Raw genomic sequence first — 17,179 nt, forward strand, 5'->3', positions numbered from 1 at the left:
CTACTGTTCCTCCCCATTCGCTGCCAGCTCTGCTATTGCTTGAGCTTGAAGCTCATCCAGCGCGGCATCCAGCGATATCTTGTTCGCTGCAACGTCCTGTGCCATCTGATCAATGAACTGAATCATCGGCAGCGTCAGCGCATCAATCTGCGGCATAGTCGGAACTAGCTTATAAAACGCGTCTGCATACGATAGCTTGTTCTGGCTTATTAGCGTAGAAGCGCCAAGAACAGAGTTCTGGTCTACCCATCTTGCTGCTGTCTCCGAGCATAGAAATTGAACGAGCTGCCATGCAAGCTCGGGCTGGTCTGTCGTACTGGCCACCGCGTACAGCCCATCAATGTTGAACCGGCTTGTCCGGCTCTGTGCCGAAGGATCGACCGGTTGCGTCACGACCGACCACCGGAATTTCGGCTCACTTCTTGACAGCTGGCTCAGATTTCGAATGGTACCATAATACATTGCACGTTCCCCGTTGATGAAGCTGCTTAAGGAAGGCGATTCAGGCTCAAAATGAATGCTTCCGCTCTGAATGGCGGGTATAACAAGCTGCCAAATTTGCTTCCATCGCTCCGTATTGAAGGAGACAATCTCTTTCTTATCATCATACATCGTCAAGCCTTGACTCCAGCCAATCTCTCTTAATAATGCAGAGGAGGAGAACGGAAACTCAATGCCCTTCACAGCCTGTCCACTGCCGCCGGAATGAGCAAATCTCATCGCAGCTCCAAGCACGTCTTGCCAACTCGGCTGTTCAGCAAGCAGCTCGACGTTATACTGCTCGAATAGATCCTCATTAATTAGAATCGCGCTGCTGTTATAGGTCGTCGGAAGCCCATATAATGTGCCGCTTCCATACTGCCTCGCCAGTTCAATCGAGCTTGGTATGAACGACGACAGATCATAGCCATCCTTCTTTATTAACGTATCAAGCGCAATTAATGCGCCGCTTTCAATAAATTCAGACAGGTTGTACCATGGAGCATACAGCACGTCCAGGTCCGGATTTTGCTTCAGTATCTCCGCAGCTTCATCGGCGCTCTCCATCCCCCGACGGCCAATCGGCACAATATGAAGGCGAACACCTGGAAATTCCTGCTCCAGCAAATCCGAATATCGCTGCTCGAAGTCCTCCTCCGAGGAATAACCAAGCTGAATTACGCCCTCGAAACGGTACAAATCCGGTTCATTACGATGCGTACTGCAAGACATGAGCACCGTGCTTAACGCCATCGTACCTATCGCTAACCGCAAGCCTTTCACTTCCACACCAGACTTTCCATTAAATTTGCTCCCCTACATAAAATTGGTTGTACACTATTGTTTAGATGGATGAAATAGAAAAAAGTTTCTCTTAGAACGCAAATTTTATTGCAGCTTGAGAACCCTTTATGAACGAACGACAAGATGACCCTAATAGAATTCCTGATCTCATCTCCATTCCCCACATCACATCCACAACGTATGCACACAAAAAGAGCGATCCCTAACGGAATCGCCCTAATCAACACAATTATTCTACCCATCGGCCTAATTAAATGCATCTTCTCGTTTACTCGAACAGCTTCTTATACTCGCCGTATCCTTCCTCTTCCAGCCGGTCGACCGGTATGAACCGCAGCGCGGCGGAATTGATGCAGTAGCGCAGTCCTCCCGCTTGCGGCGGACCATCCTCGAATACGTGGCCGAGATGTGAGTCTGCATACTGGCTGCGTACCTCGGTGCGGATCATGCCGTGTGACGTATCGAGATGCTCCGTTACGCCTGAGCCGTTAATCGGCTTCGTGAAGCTCGGCCAGCCGCAGCCGGAATCGTACTTGTCCAGTGAACTGAACAGCGGCTCGCCGGAGACAATGTCGACATAGATGCCCTGTTCCTTATGGTCCCAGAACTCGTTGCGAAACGGCGGCTCCGTGGCACTGTTCTGCGTCACTTCATACTGTATAGGCGTCAGCCGGCTGCGCAGGCTGCCCTCATCCTCACGGTACTTCCAATGCTCCGCGATAAATGCATCCCGGCCCGAGCCCTTGCGGTACATCCGGTACCGGAGCGGCTGCTTCTTATGGTAGTCCTGATGATAGTCCTCTGCCTCATAAAATGGCGCCGCCGGCTCGATCGATACGACAATCGGCCGATCGAAGCGCCCGCTCTCAGCAAGCTCCCGCTTCGACGCTTCTGCGAGCTCGCGCTGCTGCTCGCTGTGGTAGAAGATTGCCGGGCGATAAGAGTCTCCCCGGTCATGGAACTGTCCGCCGGCATCCGTCGGATCGATCTGGCGCCAGTAAATATCAAGCAGCTTCTCATAAGGGAACTGCTGCGGATCGAATGTAATTTGGACCGCTTCTGTATGTCCTGTACCTCCCCGGCACACTTCCTCATACGTTGGATTCACCGTTGTTCCACCCGTATATCCAGAAACGACACGAATAATACCTGGCATCTCCTCGAACGGCTTCACCATACACCAGAAGCATCCGCCCGCGAAGGTTGCCAATTCGGTACGCGGTTCACTCATATTTTCAGCTCCTTCCACAGTTTCTCTCGCAATTTGCTTCGATTATACTCCAACTCCGCCGCCGGAACAAATGAGATGAACGAGCATCCCCGGATTATTTTTGTTACAATATATTGAGGCTCGCAACCAAACCGGCATGTTCAATCGTCAATATTTTTAGAAAGCGCACGTCCGTTCATCTGCAGCAGACGGCTTTACTAACGAAAGCAAAGAGGTGAACGAATATTATGCAAACCGAACTACGGGCATCCGTGCCCGCACCAAGGTCTGAGCGCGCGCCGCGCAAACGCAGCAGGCTCGCATTCGTCCTTTTTCTACTCATATGGGTATTGCTAATCCTCTCAGGGATTACCGGTGCGAAGCTGTATACCGATCACATGAGGAACGAGCTGACAAGCGAAATTAACGAGCAGACCAAAGCACAGATTACGCTCATGCAGAAGAAGTACGATGAGCGGCTGAAGCAGGTCGAGGCGAGCTATAAAGACGAGATGGCATCTATGCAAAGCAAGGTCGACGCGCTTAACGAGCTTCTCACCTTCACGAAGGATAACGCCAACGCGAAGACGGACAACAGCAACAAGCTGTTCACCCAATTGAACGAAGTGAAGAAGCAGTTAGAGCAGCTTAAGAAAAATCTGGACGTACTGAAATGAACATGCCCGTCAAATTTCTCAATCGCTCCATGCTGCTTGCCGCCGCTCCGTTCGTCGGCATACTAATCTGGCTGTTCATCATGCAATTTACGATCGTCTTGTCGCCAGACCTTCAGGAGGCGGCTCCACTCGAAGAGCCAGCAGCAGATTCAGGCGTAAGTCGAGCCTTGCAACAACTGGACGTGGCAGCGAAATTAGCGAAGGACACTCAAGCCTCGATCAAGAAGCAGATCAGTCTCTATGAGAAGACGAATGCGGACATTCAGACTATTGTATCGACCGCTTCCAATCAAGCTCGGCGGCCGCTCAGTATCTATGACCGGCGTATTACGAGCAAGCTTGGTTCGCCTACCAATACGATTCAGTCGGACAAGCTTCGGGCGCAGCTGTTCACCATTCATGCCAAGAACTTCAACGGATACGCGCTGAAAGTAAAGCTTGGCAGCAAGGATGCTATGAAGATGGTGCTCGGCAACGACAAGTTCGGCGGCTCCGAGACGACGTTGTCTGCCGTAAAGCGTTATAAAGCGGTGGCAGGCGTTAATGCCGGAGGATTCGCCGACGGTCACGGCAAACGTTATCCGCTCAGCACGACCGTCATGAACGGTAAATATGTGAACGGCTTCGAGCCTACCACCAAAGACCTGTTCTTTGTCGGCATGAGCGAGGATAATAAGCTGATCGGCGGCAAATTCACAAGCAGAGAACAGCTTGACGCGCTGAAGCCGAGATTCGGTGCATCCTTCGTACCAATTCTGCTGAAGAACGGACAGGTGATGCCGATCCCGAGCAAATGGCAGGTCAGTCCTCGTCGAGCGCCGCGCACTGTCATGGCCAACTACAAGGATGACCAGTTGCTGTTCCTCATCGTCGATGGCTATAACGAGAACGGAAGCTCAGGCGCAACGCTGGAGGAATTACAAATTTTATTGAAGCGGTACGGCGCCGTCGATGCCTACAACCTGGACGGCGGAGGCTCATCCTCGCTTATCTTCAACGGACGGATCGTCAACCATCCATCCGATGGAAAGCTAAGGCCGCTGCCGACGCACTTTTTATTTTTCAAATAACCGCCATCATCCTTACGTATCGTTTATAAGTCACATCAAAAACCGTTCCTAGCGAAATGGGAGTACGCCTCTCCATTTACGAAAGGAACGGTTTTTTTTAGGTTAACATCCTATGCTTCTAAGTTCCCAAGGTTAGAAAAAGGGAACGAGAACGTATACGTTTGTCCCGATTCCATGTAACATTCGACGATGTTCTCTCCGAGGCCTCGAATGCGGCAAACGCCGGAACGTATTGAGGTAATGGCGGCATGCTTCAGCTGCCCGTGCTCCCAATCCATGTCAACGGTATAGCCTCCGCGTGCTCGTAAGCCGCGGACGCGGCCTTTGCCCCATGCGGACGGCCATGCAGGCAGCAGATGGAGCACGCCTGAATGGCTTTGCAGCAGCATCTCGGCAATGCCGGCCGTCCCTCCGAAATTACCATCGATCTGAAATGGTGGGTGGTTATCCAGCAGATTCGGCAGCGTAGAATGGCTGAGCAGCGCAAGTACGTTCTCGCGAGCCTGATCCGCATCCTGCAGCCGCGCCCAGAAATTTATAATCCAAGCTCTGCTCCAGCCGGTATGCCCTCCGCCATGCGCGAGCCGTCTCTCAAGGGTAACCCTTGCGGCAGCCGCCAGCTCCGGTCTATTCTCCGGCGTGAACTGTTCCCCAGGATACAAGCCGAACAGATGGGAGATATGCCGATGCCCAGGCTCCGCTTCCTCATAATCGTCCATCCACTCCTGAATCTGGCCGTGCCTGCCGATCGCCGGCTGCGGAAGTCTGCTCAAGGCATCCGCCAGTTCCCCGCTAAATGACTCATCGATGCCAAGAATGCCTGCACTTGCTATGCAAGCATCGAATAAAGCACGAATGATTTGGAAATCCATCGAGGCTCCCGCGCATAATACACCGGATTCACCGTTAGGGAGTATGTAAGTGTTCTCCGGCGATATCGAAGGACAGGTGATCAGCCGCCCGTCCTCCCCTTCAATTAAGTAATCGAGTAAAAATAACGCCGCTTCCTTCATCGACAGATATGCTTGGGCTAGAAACGTTTCATCCCGGCCGAACTCATAATGCTCCCACAGATGAAGACAAAGCCATGCCGCCCCGAGTGGCCAGAAGGTCGATGGAGGCCATCCGTCCTGAGGAGCCGTATCGGCCCATATATCCGTATTATGATGCGCGGTAAACCCACGACAGCCATACATCACCGCAGCCGTCCTTCTTCCTGGCTCCCGCATTCGCTCGATCAGATCGAACAGCGGTGTATGGCACTCCGCCAAGCTGCAATTTTCGGCCAGCCAATAATTCATCTGCGTATTAATATTTATCGTAAACTTGCTGTCCCACGGCGGCAGAAAATGAGGGTTCCAAATGCCTTGCAAATTGGCTGGCAGCGACCCGGGCCTGCTGGAGGAGATAAGCAAATATCGTCCGTATTGAAAATATAAAGACACCAGCCCCGGATCATTCTGACCTTGTGCAATACCAGCCAATCGCTCATCGGTCGCCTGTTCGTCCTTGTGACCGTTCATGTCCTTAATCTCCAGCTCCACGCGGGTAAAGAGCGAGCAGTAATCCGAGACATGCCGCTGCAGCAGCTCTGCGTACGGCTTCTCCGCCGCAGCCTTCATAACGTCCTTGCACACTTGGTCAGGCTTAGGCGAACGAAACGTCGTGCCTGCCGCTATAAGCAGTGTGACTTCATCCGCGTGATCAATCAGCAGATGCTCCCCAATGGTACGGCAGCTGCCCCCTTCCGCTATCGCTTTCACGACAGCACGGAAGGCAACGCCTCCTTCGCCGCCGCCTTGTCCAGACATCACAAGACTGTCGTTACCCCATGGCTCAATCCCATCCACGTATCTCCACTGCTGGCGGTTCCATCTTGCACGGAAGGTTAACCGTCCCGGCTGATCCGCGGTCAGCCGAACGACGATTACCTGATCCGGATAGCTTGCGAACATTTCGCGGGTGAAACGAGCTCCATCCTGAAGGTAAGAAATTCTCATCAATGCCCGGTCCAAATCCAGCTCACGGCTGTATTCCGAGGGCGGACTGCCGGATGAAGCGAAATGGAGCTGAAGATCTCCTAATGGCTCGTAATGCCGCTGCGACTCCGGAACTCCCGTCAGCGCCATGAGCGCCAGCTCCTGCGCTTCTTGAAGCTTGCCGGATAGAATCAGCTCGCGAATCTTCGGAAGATTCGCAAGAGCATCCCGATTGTTACGGTCTCTCGGTCCCCCGTACCATAACGAATCTTCATTTAATTGGAGCTGTTCGTTATCGACATCTCCGAACACCATCGCTCCCAGACGCCCGTTGCCAATTGGCAGCGCCTCGTTCCAATCGTTCGCCGGCTGCCGATACCAAAGCCTGCTGCGTCCTGCGGCCGCCTTCATATGGTGTTACCTTCCTTCCAGTGTAAAAGAAGCTAAACTAGCATTACCTATACCTTTATACGTGAAGTACAAGGCCTGTACCCCATCCGGAATTGTAATGTCGGCAGTGTAATCCGTCCATACGTTCGTGAAATCAACCGCTATCGTACCGAGAGCCGGCCCATCCCACGCAGTCTTAACCTCGAAGACGCCGCGGCAATAGCCTCGCACCTTAATGGAAACTCTGTGAACCCCTTCGCATTGAAAATATTTGAATCCGGCTGTCGCGGTATCTCTCATATTCGCAATATAACCGATCTCCTCGTCCCCGTCCTTACCGTCCTGAGTAATTTTCGGGAATCGGCCATCCATCCAAGCGCTGTGCGTGCCGGTATACATTTCTTCATGCTCGCAGAACAGATTGCAGGCCAGATACGCAGCATATTCTCCGCGTCCAACAAGCGGTCCTCCGTTAGCCCCGCATGAGGTCATCTCAACTTGCGGAATCGTTCCATCTTCTAGAATCGTAATCGGCTCTATGCAGCCCTGACGGCTGTAGCTTGTCCCATTCGTGTGTCTATGATAGAAGATGTACCATTGTCCATTAATCTCGGCCATGCCACCATGATTGTTGCCGCCATAATACATCGGCTTGTCCGCAGGCTTGTAGGTATCGACATGCAGATCGTTATTGCTGACGATAACCCCTTGGTAGACAAAATTTTTCGTCGGATGCTTACTGGTTGCGTAGCACAGCTCATGCATAACAACGGAGGAGTAGACAAAATAGTACGTATCGCCTTTCTTCCGAATCGAAGGCGCCTCGAAAAACTCATGACCTTCAAAGCCGCTTCCTTTGCTGTACGGTTCGCTTGGCGCAATAAATACCGGTTCTTCTACAATCGTCAGCATATCCGGACCGATAACGGTTGCCATAGCGCCTTTTCTCGATTTATCTCCAGGCGCGCAAAAACCGGTATACAGATACGTATAATCTCCCTCCGTTAGAACACCCGGATCGAATTGCGGCTGGTCGCCTTCTCGCTCACCAAGTCGAACGCCGTCTTGATAGCGCACATACCCATAAAATTCATATTTCCCGGCAGGGGTATCGCATACGGCTACCGATACGACCGATACCTTATCGAGAACATAGTACAGATAATACCGGCCGTCTGGACCTACCGTGACGTCCGGCGCGTAGAGACACATGTTTCCGGCAGTATTAAGCGGATCGTCCGTTTTCTCATAAATGACGCCCTCATAGCGCCAGTCTGCGAGATTATCTACTGGTGCCGACCAGCAAACATAATCGTTCAAGCAGAAGACATGCCCGTTGAAACGATCATGCGAGCCATATACATATACTCGTCCGTTATATACATGCGGCTCTCCGTCAGGAATGTACTCCCATGAAGGAAGATAAGGATTTAAGCCTTGCTTGGTCATCGGTTATTCGCTCCTTTGGTTCATATGCACTCTATCTTTATTCGAACAGTGAAAACGATTGCATAACTGCTGCCACCACGGTGTCTGGATTCCGAATACATCCTAATTTTATATGTAATAGGAGAAAATAAAATAGCATAAAATTGAGGTTTATTGTCTAAATTTGATATTACCCGCGGTACCGCATTCTAACCAAAATATAAAAAAGATTGGGTGGAAACAAAGCATGTTGTATTCCACCCAATCTATTATTTGGGGACCTATTAGGCAGCCCCTCTTCATGTATAACCAATAATTAATGACCCATCATCATCATAGTCTCAGCGCCTTCGCTGTTGCCTTCAGGCTGACGCTTAGGACGGCTTAGCAGGAATCCGAACAGGACGCCGGCTGCACCGACCCATACGAGCACCGCGAACGTGTCGCCGAAGGAGTTCGACATCACTTTGCCCATTTGCTCTGGGCCAAGCTGAGGCAGGTAATGCTCGACTTTGTTGTTCAGAATCGTCGTCAGTACGGCGATTGCGAACGACGTTACAACTTGCTGCATCGCGGTCGTCAGCGACGTAACGCGGCCGACAAGGTTAGCAGGCGTCGATTGGATAATATGCGTGTTCAGCGGCATCATCGACAGACCCATGCCTGCGCCGAGCATCGCGAGCGGAATCATCAATTCAACCGTGCTCGAATCCGTTGAAATGCCTGTTAGCAGGTAGCCTGCAACCGTAACGATGAGAAGACCTACTATGACGAGCGGACGAGCACCAATTTTGTCGAACAGCTTGCCGCCCAGCGGCATGAAGATCGTCGATGCAATCGCCATCGGAAGCATCAACACGCCTGTCTTCAGCGCACCGTAGCCATTAGCTTGCTGCAAGAACAGCGGAATTAAGAACATCGTACCGAACAGTGCAACCTGAGAAACCCATTGAACGATAATGCCCTTCGTGAAATTGCCGGATTTGAATACGCGAAGCTCCAGAAGCGGCTGCTTGCGGCGAAGCTCAGCGATAATAAAGATGATAAGAGATACAGCACCGATCACAATACCATAGATCGTCTTATTTGAACCCCAGTCCGTGCCGCCTTCGCTAATGCCGTATGCGAGAGCCGAGAATGCGAGCGGTCCAAAAATAATACCGAGCACATCAAGCGTTGGCACCTGCTGACGTCCGATTGCCGGAAGCGTCTTAATACCAGTCAATACGGCGATAACGCCGACCGGAATATTAATTAAAAAAATCCAATGCCATGTATAGTCCTCAATGAGCCAGCCGCCGATAACTGGACCAAGCGCCGGCGCCAGCAGCATCGGAATGCCGATCATTCCCATGACGGCACCGACTTTGCCCGGAGGCGCTAGTCGATACGTGAACGCCATCGCAATCGGTGCAACCATACCTCCGCCTAAGCCTTGAATAACGCGATACAAGATAAGCTGCTCAACCGAGCCAGCAATTGCACAAAGCGCTGAACCAACCGTGAACAAAATGACAGACAGAAGAAAAATATTCTTCGCACCGAAACGGTCCGACAGCCAGCCTGCCAGCGGAATGACCGCCGCTTGTGCCAGCGAATAGCCGATAATCGTCCACTGCACCATGGTCATCGTCGAATCGAAGTCCTGAACGAGCCCTGGAATTGCAACGTTCATTGCCGTACCGTCGAGAATAACCATGAACATCCCGACAATGATGGCGAGCAGCGGCGCCATGATTGAGCTGATCGACTGCTCTTGATTTACTGCCTGTTTCGTCATTGCTCTACTCCACTCCTTTGCGTTCTCTATCTCTGAAATTGACCTGCCCATGCAGATCGGGGTACAATGATACCATTGACCTGACATACAGCACATTCCCTTTCATATATGCTGCATGCGGACAATTGTCCGGTTACACTTCTTGAATAATAGCGGACAATTGTCCGTCTGTCAACCAATTTAGGGAGGAATTGGACCGATGGTGACGCCCAAACGCAAGGATGCCAAGCAACTGACGGAGCTTATATTGAGTACGGCGCGTGATCTATTCACGAGGTTCGGCGTCGATTCCGTCAGTATGCACCAGATCGCGAAAGCTGCCGGCGTCGGACAAGCAACGCTGTACCGTCGATATGCACAGAAGGGTGACCTGTGCCTCGAATTGATTAACGATCACTTCAACCGCTTCAAGTCCGAGATTGAGCAGCTGGTCGCATCGCTCCACGATCAGTCATCCCTAGAACGATTAAAAGCTGTCTTTCGCCGCCTCATCGTATTCGCGAACGACGAATCCGCTCTCCTCAAGGCGATACATGTGTCTCTCGTACATAATCGCTGCATTGAGAACGACAAACGCTCCTTTTTTACATCACCGCCATATTTATTCTTGCACAGTACATTGACGGAATTGTTGAAGGAATCCCTCGACAGCGGACTAACCGTTCCGTTCGATCCACCTATTACTGCCCATATTTGTATTTCGACCCTTTCACCGTTCACGCTGCAGCATTTGAACGAAGAATATGGCATGTCGACGGATGAGATCGTCGAACAGCTGCTTCAAACACTTATATGCCCTTTGTTTACAACAAATACCCCGAGATAGTCTCTTCTAGGCTATCCGGGGTATTAGGGCATCCCTTCCTACGACACTTCAATTACAACCGATTTGATCTTCACCGGATTGACCGGCATGCTCTTCTCACCCGTTAATTCGTTCGCTTTGACCTTCGCCTTGCTGATCGCATGCACAACTTCCAATCCTTCGGTAACCTTGCCGAATATGGAGTAGTTCGGATATTGGTTTAAGTTCTCGCAATCTGTCCCTGTACAAATAAAAAACTGGCTGCCGTTCGTATTCGGGCCCGCGTTCGCCATGGCTACGATGCCGTCCTCATACTTATAACCGTTATCCAATTCATCCTCGAACATATAGCCTGGTCCGCCTTGTCCCGTCCCAAGCGGATCGCCCGTCTGGATTACGAAGTTGTCGATAATCCGGTGGAAAATAAGATCGTTATAATACCCGTCCTGCGCAAGCGTCACGAAATTGTTAACCGTCTTCGGCGCATCCTTCGCGAACAGCTCAATCGTGAACGAGCCGACCGTAGTCGACACTTTCGCCTTATACGCCTTCGACGCATCAATGGTCATGTCCGGGGCTTTCGGATACCCTTTGCCTACACGAATCGTCGCCTTATTCGCATCGTAAGTTACCGATTTGCCGATCGACTCCGACACGAATCGGAGCGGCACATACGTCGTCCCTTTGTACAGGAAGGCTCCCTCACCTGACGGCTTTTTCTCCACGCCATCGAATAAAAAGGTAATCTTCTTGAACTCCACTTCAATCGTTCTGCTTGCCGCATACGCCCCTGCTGCACTTAGGAGCAGTCCGACCAGCAGTCCAATTACAAGCCCTTGCAGCCGATGCTTCAACGTAAACTCCCTCTTTTCTATATAGATTGTACATGCCATCCGGCACGATTCTGACTCATTCGACGCAGTGACAGTAAATCCCTCCCCATCCTATCTCCCGCGTTCGATCATAGGACAATCGTCAATCGTCATACATGTTATGGTCAACCACTCGATCCAGGAGGGAGTACACCGTTTGCGCAACCAACGTGAAATTCTAATCGTCGTCGTGCCGATGTCAGCCATTCGCCAATTTGTAGCCGTAGATTTAATCGGAAGCACCGCCTTCTACTACTCCTTGAAGCTGGCACTTCGAAAGTTCGTATTCGTCGACGCTATCGCTATTGCAGGAAGCATTCTATTGCCAATCGTGTACAAACAGCTAACTCGCCGCGCGGCAGCTGCCGAACGTGAAACGTATACGAGGCTGAGCATGAATAAAGCGTCAGGCGCATTCGCCTGACGCTTTCCTTGGGGTATGTTATCTTGCAGGATTGATCCGTACCGCCGCCTGCTTGCCGCTTACTTGAATGCCTGTCGCCTTCGTTCCAGCCTGCGCCAGATCTGTCGACAGCCGCTCTAGAAGCTGCTTGGCCGGTGCCTGCTCATGCTTGCCTTGAAGACGAACGACGAGCAGCACCGCATTGCCCGACGCCAGCAGCTTCTCTGCTTGTCGGCGTTTCGTATCGTAATCGTGCTCCTCTATCGAAGCGGACAGCCGAAGCTCCTTCTCTTTCGCCGACAGATCGCGCTGACGTTCCTCACGCTTCTGCTGTGATTGCTCCTTCTTCGCTTCTCCGCGGGCAACTAGCTTGCACGGCGGAGGGAAGCTCATCGGCGATGTACAGACAAGATCCGCCTTCAGCTTCTTCGCCATCGAGAGCGCAGCATCCCGGGATACGATACCAAGCGGTTCGCCGTCAAGCCCGGTCAAATCCACTTCCTTGGACTTAATCTTCTCATTCATTAACAAGCTCATTACAGTTTCCTTTCATTACCGCTTACGAAACCCCCGCGAAGAACAGTATACGGTTCGGCGGAATCGGAGTTTCCCCTTTGCTGGCCGAATACAGACCGCGGTTTCTCGGATTGTAATATTTTTTGCGATATTGTGTTGCTGTCACACCCTTAACGGATTTGAACACGCGGCAGAAATAATTTTCGTCACTAAATCCAACTGCATACGCTACTTCCTTCACCGTCGTCTCATGATAAAGCAGCAGCTGACATGCCCGCTCGATTCGCCGCTGAATAATCATCTCTCGCGGCGTGCGCCCCGTATAGCGGGCGAACAACCGGGTGAAATGCTCATGGGTCCAGCCTGCTCTCTCTGCAAGCCCTTCTACCGTTAGCGGCTCCTCAAGATGCTCCTCAATGTAATCCATCGCCTTGATGATCTGAGGAGGGATCGTCTGCGCTTTCTCCGTCGGACGATGATCGACGATGCAGCCGTTAAGCTCCTCAAGCAACGCGAGCAGCAGCGTGCTTCCGCGATGCTGCATACGATTCGGATAATTGTATCCGATATTAAGCAGCTGAGTCATCATTCCGACGTGCAGGTCATCTGTCTGGACGATACGCGCAGGCCCACTGTCCCGCAGAATCGGCAGCATCCGCTCCTCCGCATCCTCATATTTCTCAAATCCAAAATGAACGAATAGATGCCGAGATGGCTGTACTGCATCATACCGATATTCATGCCACTCGCCAGGCCGCGTAATAATAAAGCACGGCTCCGCAAGCGAGTGAACTCTTCCTTCGACGATATAGACACCGTTGGTACCTTCTGGAAAATAAATTAATTCATAATCCCGAATACGCCTTGGCTTTAACCCTGTTCCGGGCTTTGCGACTAAGTCACCTGCAGTATGAATTGTCGGAAGCAGAGGCTCTTCCGATTGTTGTTGCTGATAGACATGCTGACCTATGTTGCATTCGCAAGCATCCGCCCAGTTTCCCATCTGATCTTCCCCTCCCGATAGCACGTATGCGACATCCCGAATACCCAGATAGACAGCAGGCGCTTATATTATTTTACAGCTTAATATTTAATACATACTTATATATCGTATGTTTACTAGCATCATTATCACGTATGGGAAGCGTATTCACAATGGAGAAGTTAGGTAAAAATCTGGAGTAATTTGATCTACTCTTGTCTAAGCGGGAGGATTAAAAAACCGCTGCTATAGGCAGCGGCGGCAACGCATATCTATTCTTTATCGGGCTCGTCCCATTTGCGCGAGTACGCTTTCTTCGTTACCCACAGCGTAATCCATGCAATGGCGATCGTAATAATCACTGCGGCAATCCATACGCCAGCCGGCACACCCATATAACTGCCTCCTCTCTCATCACTCCTGCGAATGCAGCCTGCTCGCTACGATCATACCGCATGCTTGTCCGTTAATCAACGGCAGGTCAAATTCTGTCACAAAGAAGTAAGAATAACAGAATATCCTTATGACAACAGAAAACCGCAGCGCCTCATAAGACAGCAGCGGGTTTCTTAGACATTTAAGATACTCCAACGTGAATAGGATTCGCCAACAAAGCAGAGGAGGCCGCATAGCCAAGCTGGCCTGAGAGGAGCAGCAGACGGTTCAGCTCCGTCTCCGTAACGGTCGTCTCTCCTGATACACAATGTTCAGCTGCCGAATGCACTGCCTTCGCCAGCTGCTGCGATGCTGCGGCCATTGCAGCCTTGCCTCTTTCGTGCAGCTGCAGCGCTGCAACATGATTATCAAGCAGACTTAGAGCGTATTGCACCGAATGAGGAAAATAACGATGTGTTAACATAAACTGTAACGCTCGATTAAAAGTCACATCCGCTGGATGCAGCTTTCTAAACGATTCATATGCGCCAACTGATTTCAACAGCACGACTGCATAGTTGTAATCATTGGATTCATCCGCAGACGCCCGACTCATCTGCTGATGTACAGCTTGAATGATTCGTAGTGTATTGTCCGCACGTTCGATATGCTTACCGGCTTGAATGAAATTCCACTCCTGCCCCCGAATCATTATCGTATCGATTGCTCCGCTGATCAGCGTCGTCCATTCCCGCACCTTCTGGTAGAACATACAAGGAGACTGCAGCATCATCTGACTGACGTTCTGATCTTTGAGCCACACATAGAAGGAATTAACCATTTCCCATAGCTCAGCAGCGACCAGCTGTCTCAGCGTACGGATATTGTTGCGCGCTTGCAGCACACATGCAAAGATCGAATTATTGTTGGATCGCTCGAAGGTCAGAAAATGAAGTACAGTCAGTTCATTCGTCCCGGCATTTATATTCGAGTACAACTCCTCGAACCGCCGGATATCCCCTGTTGTCTCGACCAGTCTTGCCCATATATACTCACGATTCTGATGTCCATACAGCTCATATCTCATATGATATTTCACGTCGATTAATCTTGCATAATTGCCTGCCCTCTCTATATAGCGGCCTGCCCAGAACAACAGCTCGGCATACCGATTCATCATTCTCCTCACCTCAACCTCTTCCTATAGTAGAACCCATGTATCTTTCGTTCCGCCGCCCTGTGAGGAATTGACGACCAAGGAGCCTTCTTGCAGCGCAACTCTCGTTAACCCACCAGGCACAACGTGAATGTCCTTCCCCTTGAATACGAACGCACGCAAATCGATGTGACGAGCACACACTTCCGAATCGCTAAGCGAAGGACTGCACGACAGCTTCATCGTCGGCTGTGCGATGAATCGATGCGGCTCTCGCCGAATTTGGTCCGCAAACTTCTCGATCTCTTCCTCCGAAGCCGAAGGACCGATCAGCATACCGTATCCTCCAGATAATGACCGCTCTTTGACAACCATCTCATGCAGCTTGCTAAGAACATATTCACGCTCATGCGGCCGGCTTAAAATATAGGTTGGCACATTGTTCAGAATCGGCTCTTCCTGCAAGTAGTATCGAATCATATCTGGCACAAAAGCATATACCGCCTTGTCGTCGGCGACTCCCGTACCCGGCGCATTAGCAAGCGCGACATTGCCAGCACAATAAGCCTCGATAAGTCCGGGAACTCCCAGCAGTGAGTCAGCCCGGAAGATTAGCGGATCAATAAATTCGTCGTCAATTCTTCGATAGATAACATCCACTTGACGTAACCCCTGCAGCGTTCTCAAATAAACCTTCTGGTCGATGACCGTCAAATCTCTGCCTTCCACCAGTTCAATTCCTAACTCTTGCGCCAAGAACGTATGATCATAGTAAGCTGAATTATATATTCCCGGTGTCAACAGTACGATGAGTGGGTCCGGTTTACCGCCCGGCGCCAAACGGTGCAAGCTGTGCAGCAGTGCATTGAGCCCTTCACCGATATTACGTACTCGATGCTCATAGTACATTTCCGGGAACAGATTCATCATCAACTCACGATTCTTATATACATAAGACAGGCCGGAAGGCGTTCTTAAATTGTCCTCCAGTACATAGAAGGCTCCTGTCTCGCTTCGAATAATATCGATTCCTGACAATGGGATGTACGTGTCATTCGGAATGTCTAGACCGGCCATAACGGGGAGATAATACGGGTTGTTCATCACTATTTCTCGCGGTACAATACCCTCTTTCAGAATGCTCTGGTCATGATAAATATCGTGAATGAACCGATTCAATGCCTCGACCCGCTGCTGCAAGCCTCGCTCCAGCATCGTCCATTCATCTGATGTAATCATTCTTGGAATCAGGTCGAACGGGATCGTCCGTTCAAGAGACGCCTCCTCGGCATTATCACTATACAAAGTAAACGTAATTCCTTGTGTCACCATGTAGGACTGCATCTTCACATGACGTTCACACAACTCATCGATACCTAACCGAGTCAAAATCTTCATGATGGTCCCATACGACGGCCGTACTTTGCCATGCTGATCGAACATTTCGTCATAGAATACGGAGCTGTAATAATTCGCGAATAAGTGCTTTCGCTTCATCATCAGCATAGCCATGACGGATTCCCTCCTAATTATTCGTTTCTATGCGTCCTCAAGCGTAACATTTTGTTACACGAGAAATATGTACTTAGTATAGGATAGGCATGCTATTGGAGTATGTCGAAATAAGCCACCCCAATTGTTACATTTTTGTTACAAAATCTAGTTATTAAATAATGATAGCCCCCTTCTTTATGTTAGATTACATGACAATAGTAGGCTAGCTATAGGAGAATGGTTCTATGAGTGGGACTCATATTTGTCGGAAATCAGGGTTAAGACGATAATCGATCGATGAAATTAATAAAGGAATTGTAGCTCCGAGCATACCATTCATAGCGATGTGAGCAAACGGTCATACTTTGCAATCAAATTGCTTACTGAGGTGCTACAGTGTCAGATCAAAGTAAATCTGCTGCAGCATGAGGAGCTAAGAGGCTTTAATAGGATGCTTGGGGAACCCGGTCAGCGGTGTTCTTCTTACTTTCATCATATTCTCGACCTGTCTAAGATAGAATCCGGCATCATCGAGCTTTATTGTATCATCGCGAAACGTAACACCGTTCACTCGTACGTCTCAGGCAGCAAAAAAAACGAAGAGCCCCCAGTTAACTGAAAGCTCTTCGTTATGTATAAATCGGATATAATCCGGAATGTTCTAACTGGTCGGGATGACACGATTTGAACATGCGACCCCCTGGTCCCAAACCAGGTGCTCTACCAAGCTGAGCTACATCCCGTTACCGTTATGAAAA

15 protein-coding genes and 1 tRNA gene are annotated in these 17,179 nt (G+C 50.5%); 4 read left to right on the forward strand and 12 right to left on the reverse strand.

Features of this window, described 5'->3' with window-relative positions:
* Complete coding sequence (locus PXY01_RS16840) at nt 1–1,254, reverse strand: ABC transporter substrate-binding protein (protein WP_127571391.1); 1,254 nt, start codon at nt 1,252–1,254, stop codon at nt 1–3.
* Between the two features lie 298 nt (nt 1,255–1,552).
* Nucleotides 1,553–2,515, reverse strand: a complete 963-nt coding sequence (msrA, locus tag PXY01_RS16845) for a peptide-methionine (S)-S-oxide reductase MsrA (RefSeq protein WP_127571393.1) — start codon at nt 2,513–2,515, stop codon at nt 1,553–1,555.
* A gap of 227 nt (nt 2,516–2,742) precedes the next feature.
* Between msrA and PXY01_RS16850 the strand changes: the two genes are divergently transcribed.
* Both PXY01_RS16850 and PXY01_RS16855 read left to right on the forward strand, forming a co-directional pair.
* Nucleotides 2,743–3,171, forward strand: a complete 429-nt coding sequence (locus tag PXY01_RS16850) for a hypothetical protein (RefSeq protein WP_127571395.1) — start codon at nt 2,743–2,745, stop codon at nt 3,169–3,171.
* Nucleotides 3,168–4,241, forward strand: a complete 1,074-nt coding sequence (locus tag PXY01_RS16855) for a phosphodiester glycosidase family protein (protein ID WP_127571397.1) — start codon at nt 3,168–3,170, stop codon at nt 4,239–4,241. Before PXY01_RS16850 ends, PXY01_RS16855 begins: the two co-directional genes overlap by 4 nt.
* A gap of 110 nt (nt 4,242–4,351) precedes the next feature.
* On the opposite strand, the gene PXY01_RS16860 is transcribed toward PXY01_RS16855, so the two are convergent.
* The 3 genes from PXY01_RS16860 to PXY01_RS16870 form a co-directional block, all read right to left on the reverse strand.
* Nucleotides 4,352–6,631: a glycoside hydrolase family 95 protein gene (locus tag PXY01_RS16860; RefSeq protein ID WP_127571399.1), complete on the reverse strand. Its 2,280-nt coding sequence runs from the start codon at nt 6,629–6,631 to the stop codon at nt 4,352–4,354.
* A gap of 6 nt (nt 6,632–6,637) precedes the next feature.
* Nucleotides 6,638–8,059: a family 43 glycosylhydrolase gene (locus PXY01_RS16865; protein WP_127571401.1), complete on the reverse strand. Its 1,422-nt coding sequence runs from the start codon at nt 8,057–8,059 to the stop codon at nt 6,638–6,640.
* Between the two features lie 295 nt (nt 8,060–8,354).
* Nucleotides 8,355–9,818, reverse strand: a complete 1,464-nt coding sequence (locus tag PXY01_RS16870; RefSeq protein WP_127571403.1) for a DHA2 family efflux MFS transporter permease subunit — start codon at nt 9,816–9,818, stop codon at nt 8,355–8,357.
* A 199-nt stretch (nt 9,819–10,017) separates the two neighbouring features.
* Between PXY01_RS16870 and PXY01_RS16875 the strand changes: the two genes are divergently transcribed.
* Entirely contained in the window at nt 10,018–10,644 is a 627-nt protein-coding gene (locus PXY01_RS16875) for a TetR/AcrR family transcriptional regulator (protein WP_127571405.1), read from the forward strand.
* 38 nt (nt 10,645–10,682) lie between these two features.
* On the opposite strand, the gene PXY01_RS16880 is transcribed toward PXY01_RS16875, so the two are convergent.
* Entirely contained in the window at nt 10,683–11,477 is a 795-nt protein-coding gene (locus PXY01_RS16880; protein ID WP_174721843.1) for a peptidylprolyl isomerase, read from the reverse strand.
* Between the two features lie 175 nt (nt 11,478–11,652).
* On the opposite strand from PXY01_RS16880, the gene PXY01_RS16885 reads away from it, so the two are divergent.
* Nucleotides 11,653–11,919 carry a hypothetical protein gene (locus PXY01_RS16885; protein WP_127571409.1) on the forward strand — a complete coding sequence of 89 codons (267 nt, stop codon included), beginning with the start codon at nt 11,653–11,655 and terminating at the stop codon, nt 11,917–11,919.
* 18 nt (nt 11,920–11,937) lie between these two features.
* Here PXY01_RS16885 and infC read toward each other — a convergent pair whose 3' ends face one another.
* The 6 genes from infC to PXY01_RS16910 form a co-directional block, all read right to left on the reverse strand.
* Entirely contained in the window at nt 11,938–12,435 is a 498-nt protein-coding gene (gene infC / locus PXY01_RS16890; protein ID WP_127571411.1) for a translation initiation factor IF-3, read from the reverse strand.
* A gap of 22 nt (nt 12,436–12,457) precedes the next feature.
* Nucleotides 12,458–13,417, reverse strand: coding sequence for an AraC family transcriptional regulator (locus PXY01_RS16895; protein WP_127571413.1), 960 nt, complete (start codon nt 13,415–13,417; stop codon nt 12,458–12,460).
* A 251-nt stretch (nt 13,418–13,668) separates the two neighbouring features.
* A complete protein-coding gene (locus tag PXY01_RS23085) occupies nt 13,669–13,791 on the reverse strand; it encodes a hypothetical protein (protein ID WP_262385116.1) in 123 nt (40 codons plus the stop codon).
* A 182-nt stretch (nt 13,792–13,973) separates the two neighbouring features.
* Entirely contained in the window at nt 13,974–14,951 is a 978-nt protein-coding gene (locus PXY01_RS16900) for an alpha-E domain-containing protein (RefSeq protein WP_127571415.1), read from the reverse strand.
* A gap of 21 nt (nt 14,952–14,972) precedes the next feature.
* Nucleotides 14,973–16,439 (reverse strand): circularly permuted type 2 ATP-grasp protein, encoded by a 1,467-nt coding sequence (locus tag PXY01_RS16905; protein ID WP_127571417.1) that lies wholly within the window; start codon nt 16,437–16,439, stop codon nt 14,973–14,975.
* A gap of 648 nt (nt 16,440–17,087) precedes the next feature.
* Nucleotides 17,088–17,164, reverse strand: a tRNA-Pro gene (locus PXY01_RS16910).
* Nucleotides 17,165–17,179 lie beyond the last annotated feature (15 nt).

The sequence above is a fragment of the Paenibacillus xylaniclasticus genome, from assembly GCF_004001065.1.
Lineage (GTDB): Bacteria > Bacillota > Bacilli > Paenibacillales > Paenibacillaceae > Paenibacillus_T > Paenibacillus_T xylaniclasticus.

Bases quoted from the DNA above. Each gene is read 5' to 3' on its own strand.
- msrA (WP_127571393.1), bottom strand. From the start codon at position 2,515: ATGAGTGAACCGCGTACCGAATTGGCAACCTTCGCGGGCGGATGCTTC.
- PXY01_RS16850 (WP_127571395.1), top strand. From the start codon at position 2,743: ATGCAAACCGAACTACGGGCATCCGTGCCCGCACCAAGGTCTGAGCGC.
- PXY01_RS16855 (WP_127571397.1), top strand. From the start codon at position 3,168: ATGAACATGCCCGTCAAATTTCTCAATCGCTCCATGCTGCTTGCCGCC.
- PXY01_RS16860 (WP_127571399.1), bottom strand. From the start codon at position 6,631: ATGAAGGCGGCCGCAGGACGCAGCAGGCTTTGGTATCGGCAGCCGGCG.
- PXY01_RS16865 (WP_127571401.1), bottom strand. From the start codon at position 8,059: ATGACCAAGCAAGGCTTAAATCCTTATCTTCCTTCATGGGAGTACATT.
- PXY01_RS16870 (WP_127571403.1), bottom strand. From the start codon at position 9,818: ATGACGAAACAGGCAGTAAATCAAGAGCAGTCGATCAGCTCAATCATG.
- PXY01_RS16875 (WP_127571405.1), top strand. From the start codon at position 10,018: ATGGTGACGCCCAAACGCAAGGATGCCAAGCAACTGACGGAGCTTATA.
- infC (WP_127571411.1), bottom strand. From the start codon at position 12,435: ATGAGCTTGTTAATGAATGAGAAGATTAAGTCCAAGGAAGTGGATTTG.
- PXY01_RS16895 (WP_127571413.1), bottom strand. From the start codon at position 13,417: ATGGGAAACTGGGCGGATGCTTGCGAATGCAACATAGGTCAGCATGTC.
- PXY01_RS23085 (WP_262385116.1), bottom strand. From the start codon at position 13,791: ATGGGTGTGCCGGCTGGCGTATGGATTGCCGCAGTGATTATTACGATC.
- PXY01_RS16900 (WP_127571415.1), bottom strand. From the start codon at position 14,951: ATGATGAATCGGTATGCCGAGCTGTTGTTCTGGGCAGGCCGCTATATA.
- PXY01_RS16905 (WP_127571417.1), bottom strand. From the start codon at position 16,439: ATGGCTATGCTGATGATGAAGCGAAAGCACTTATTCGCGAATTATTAC.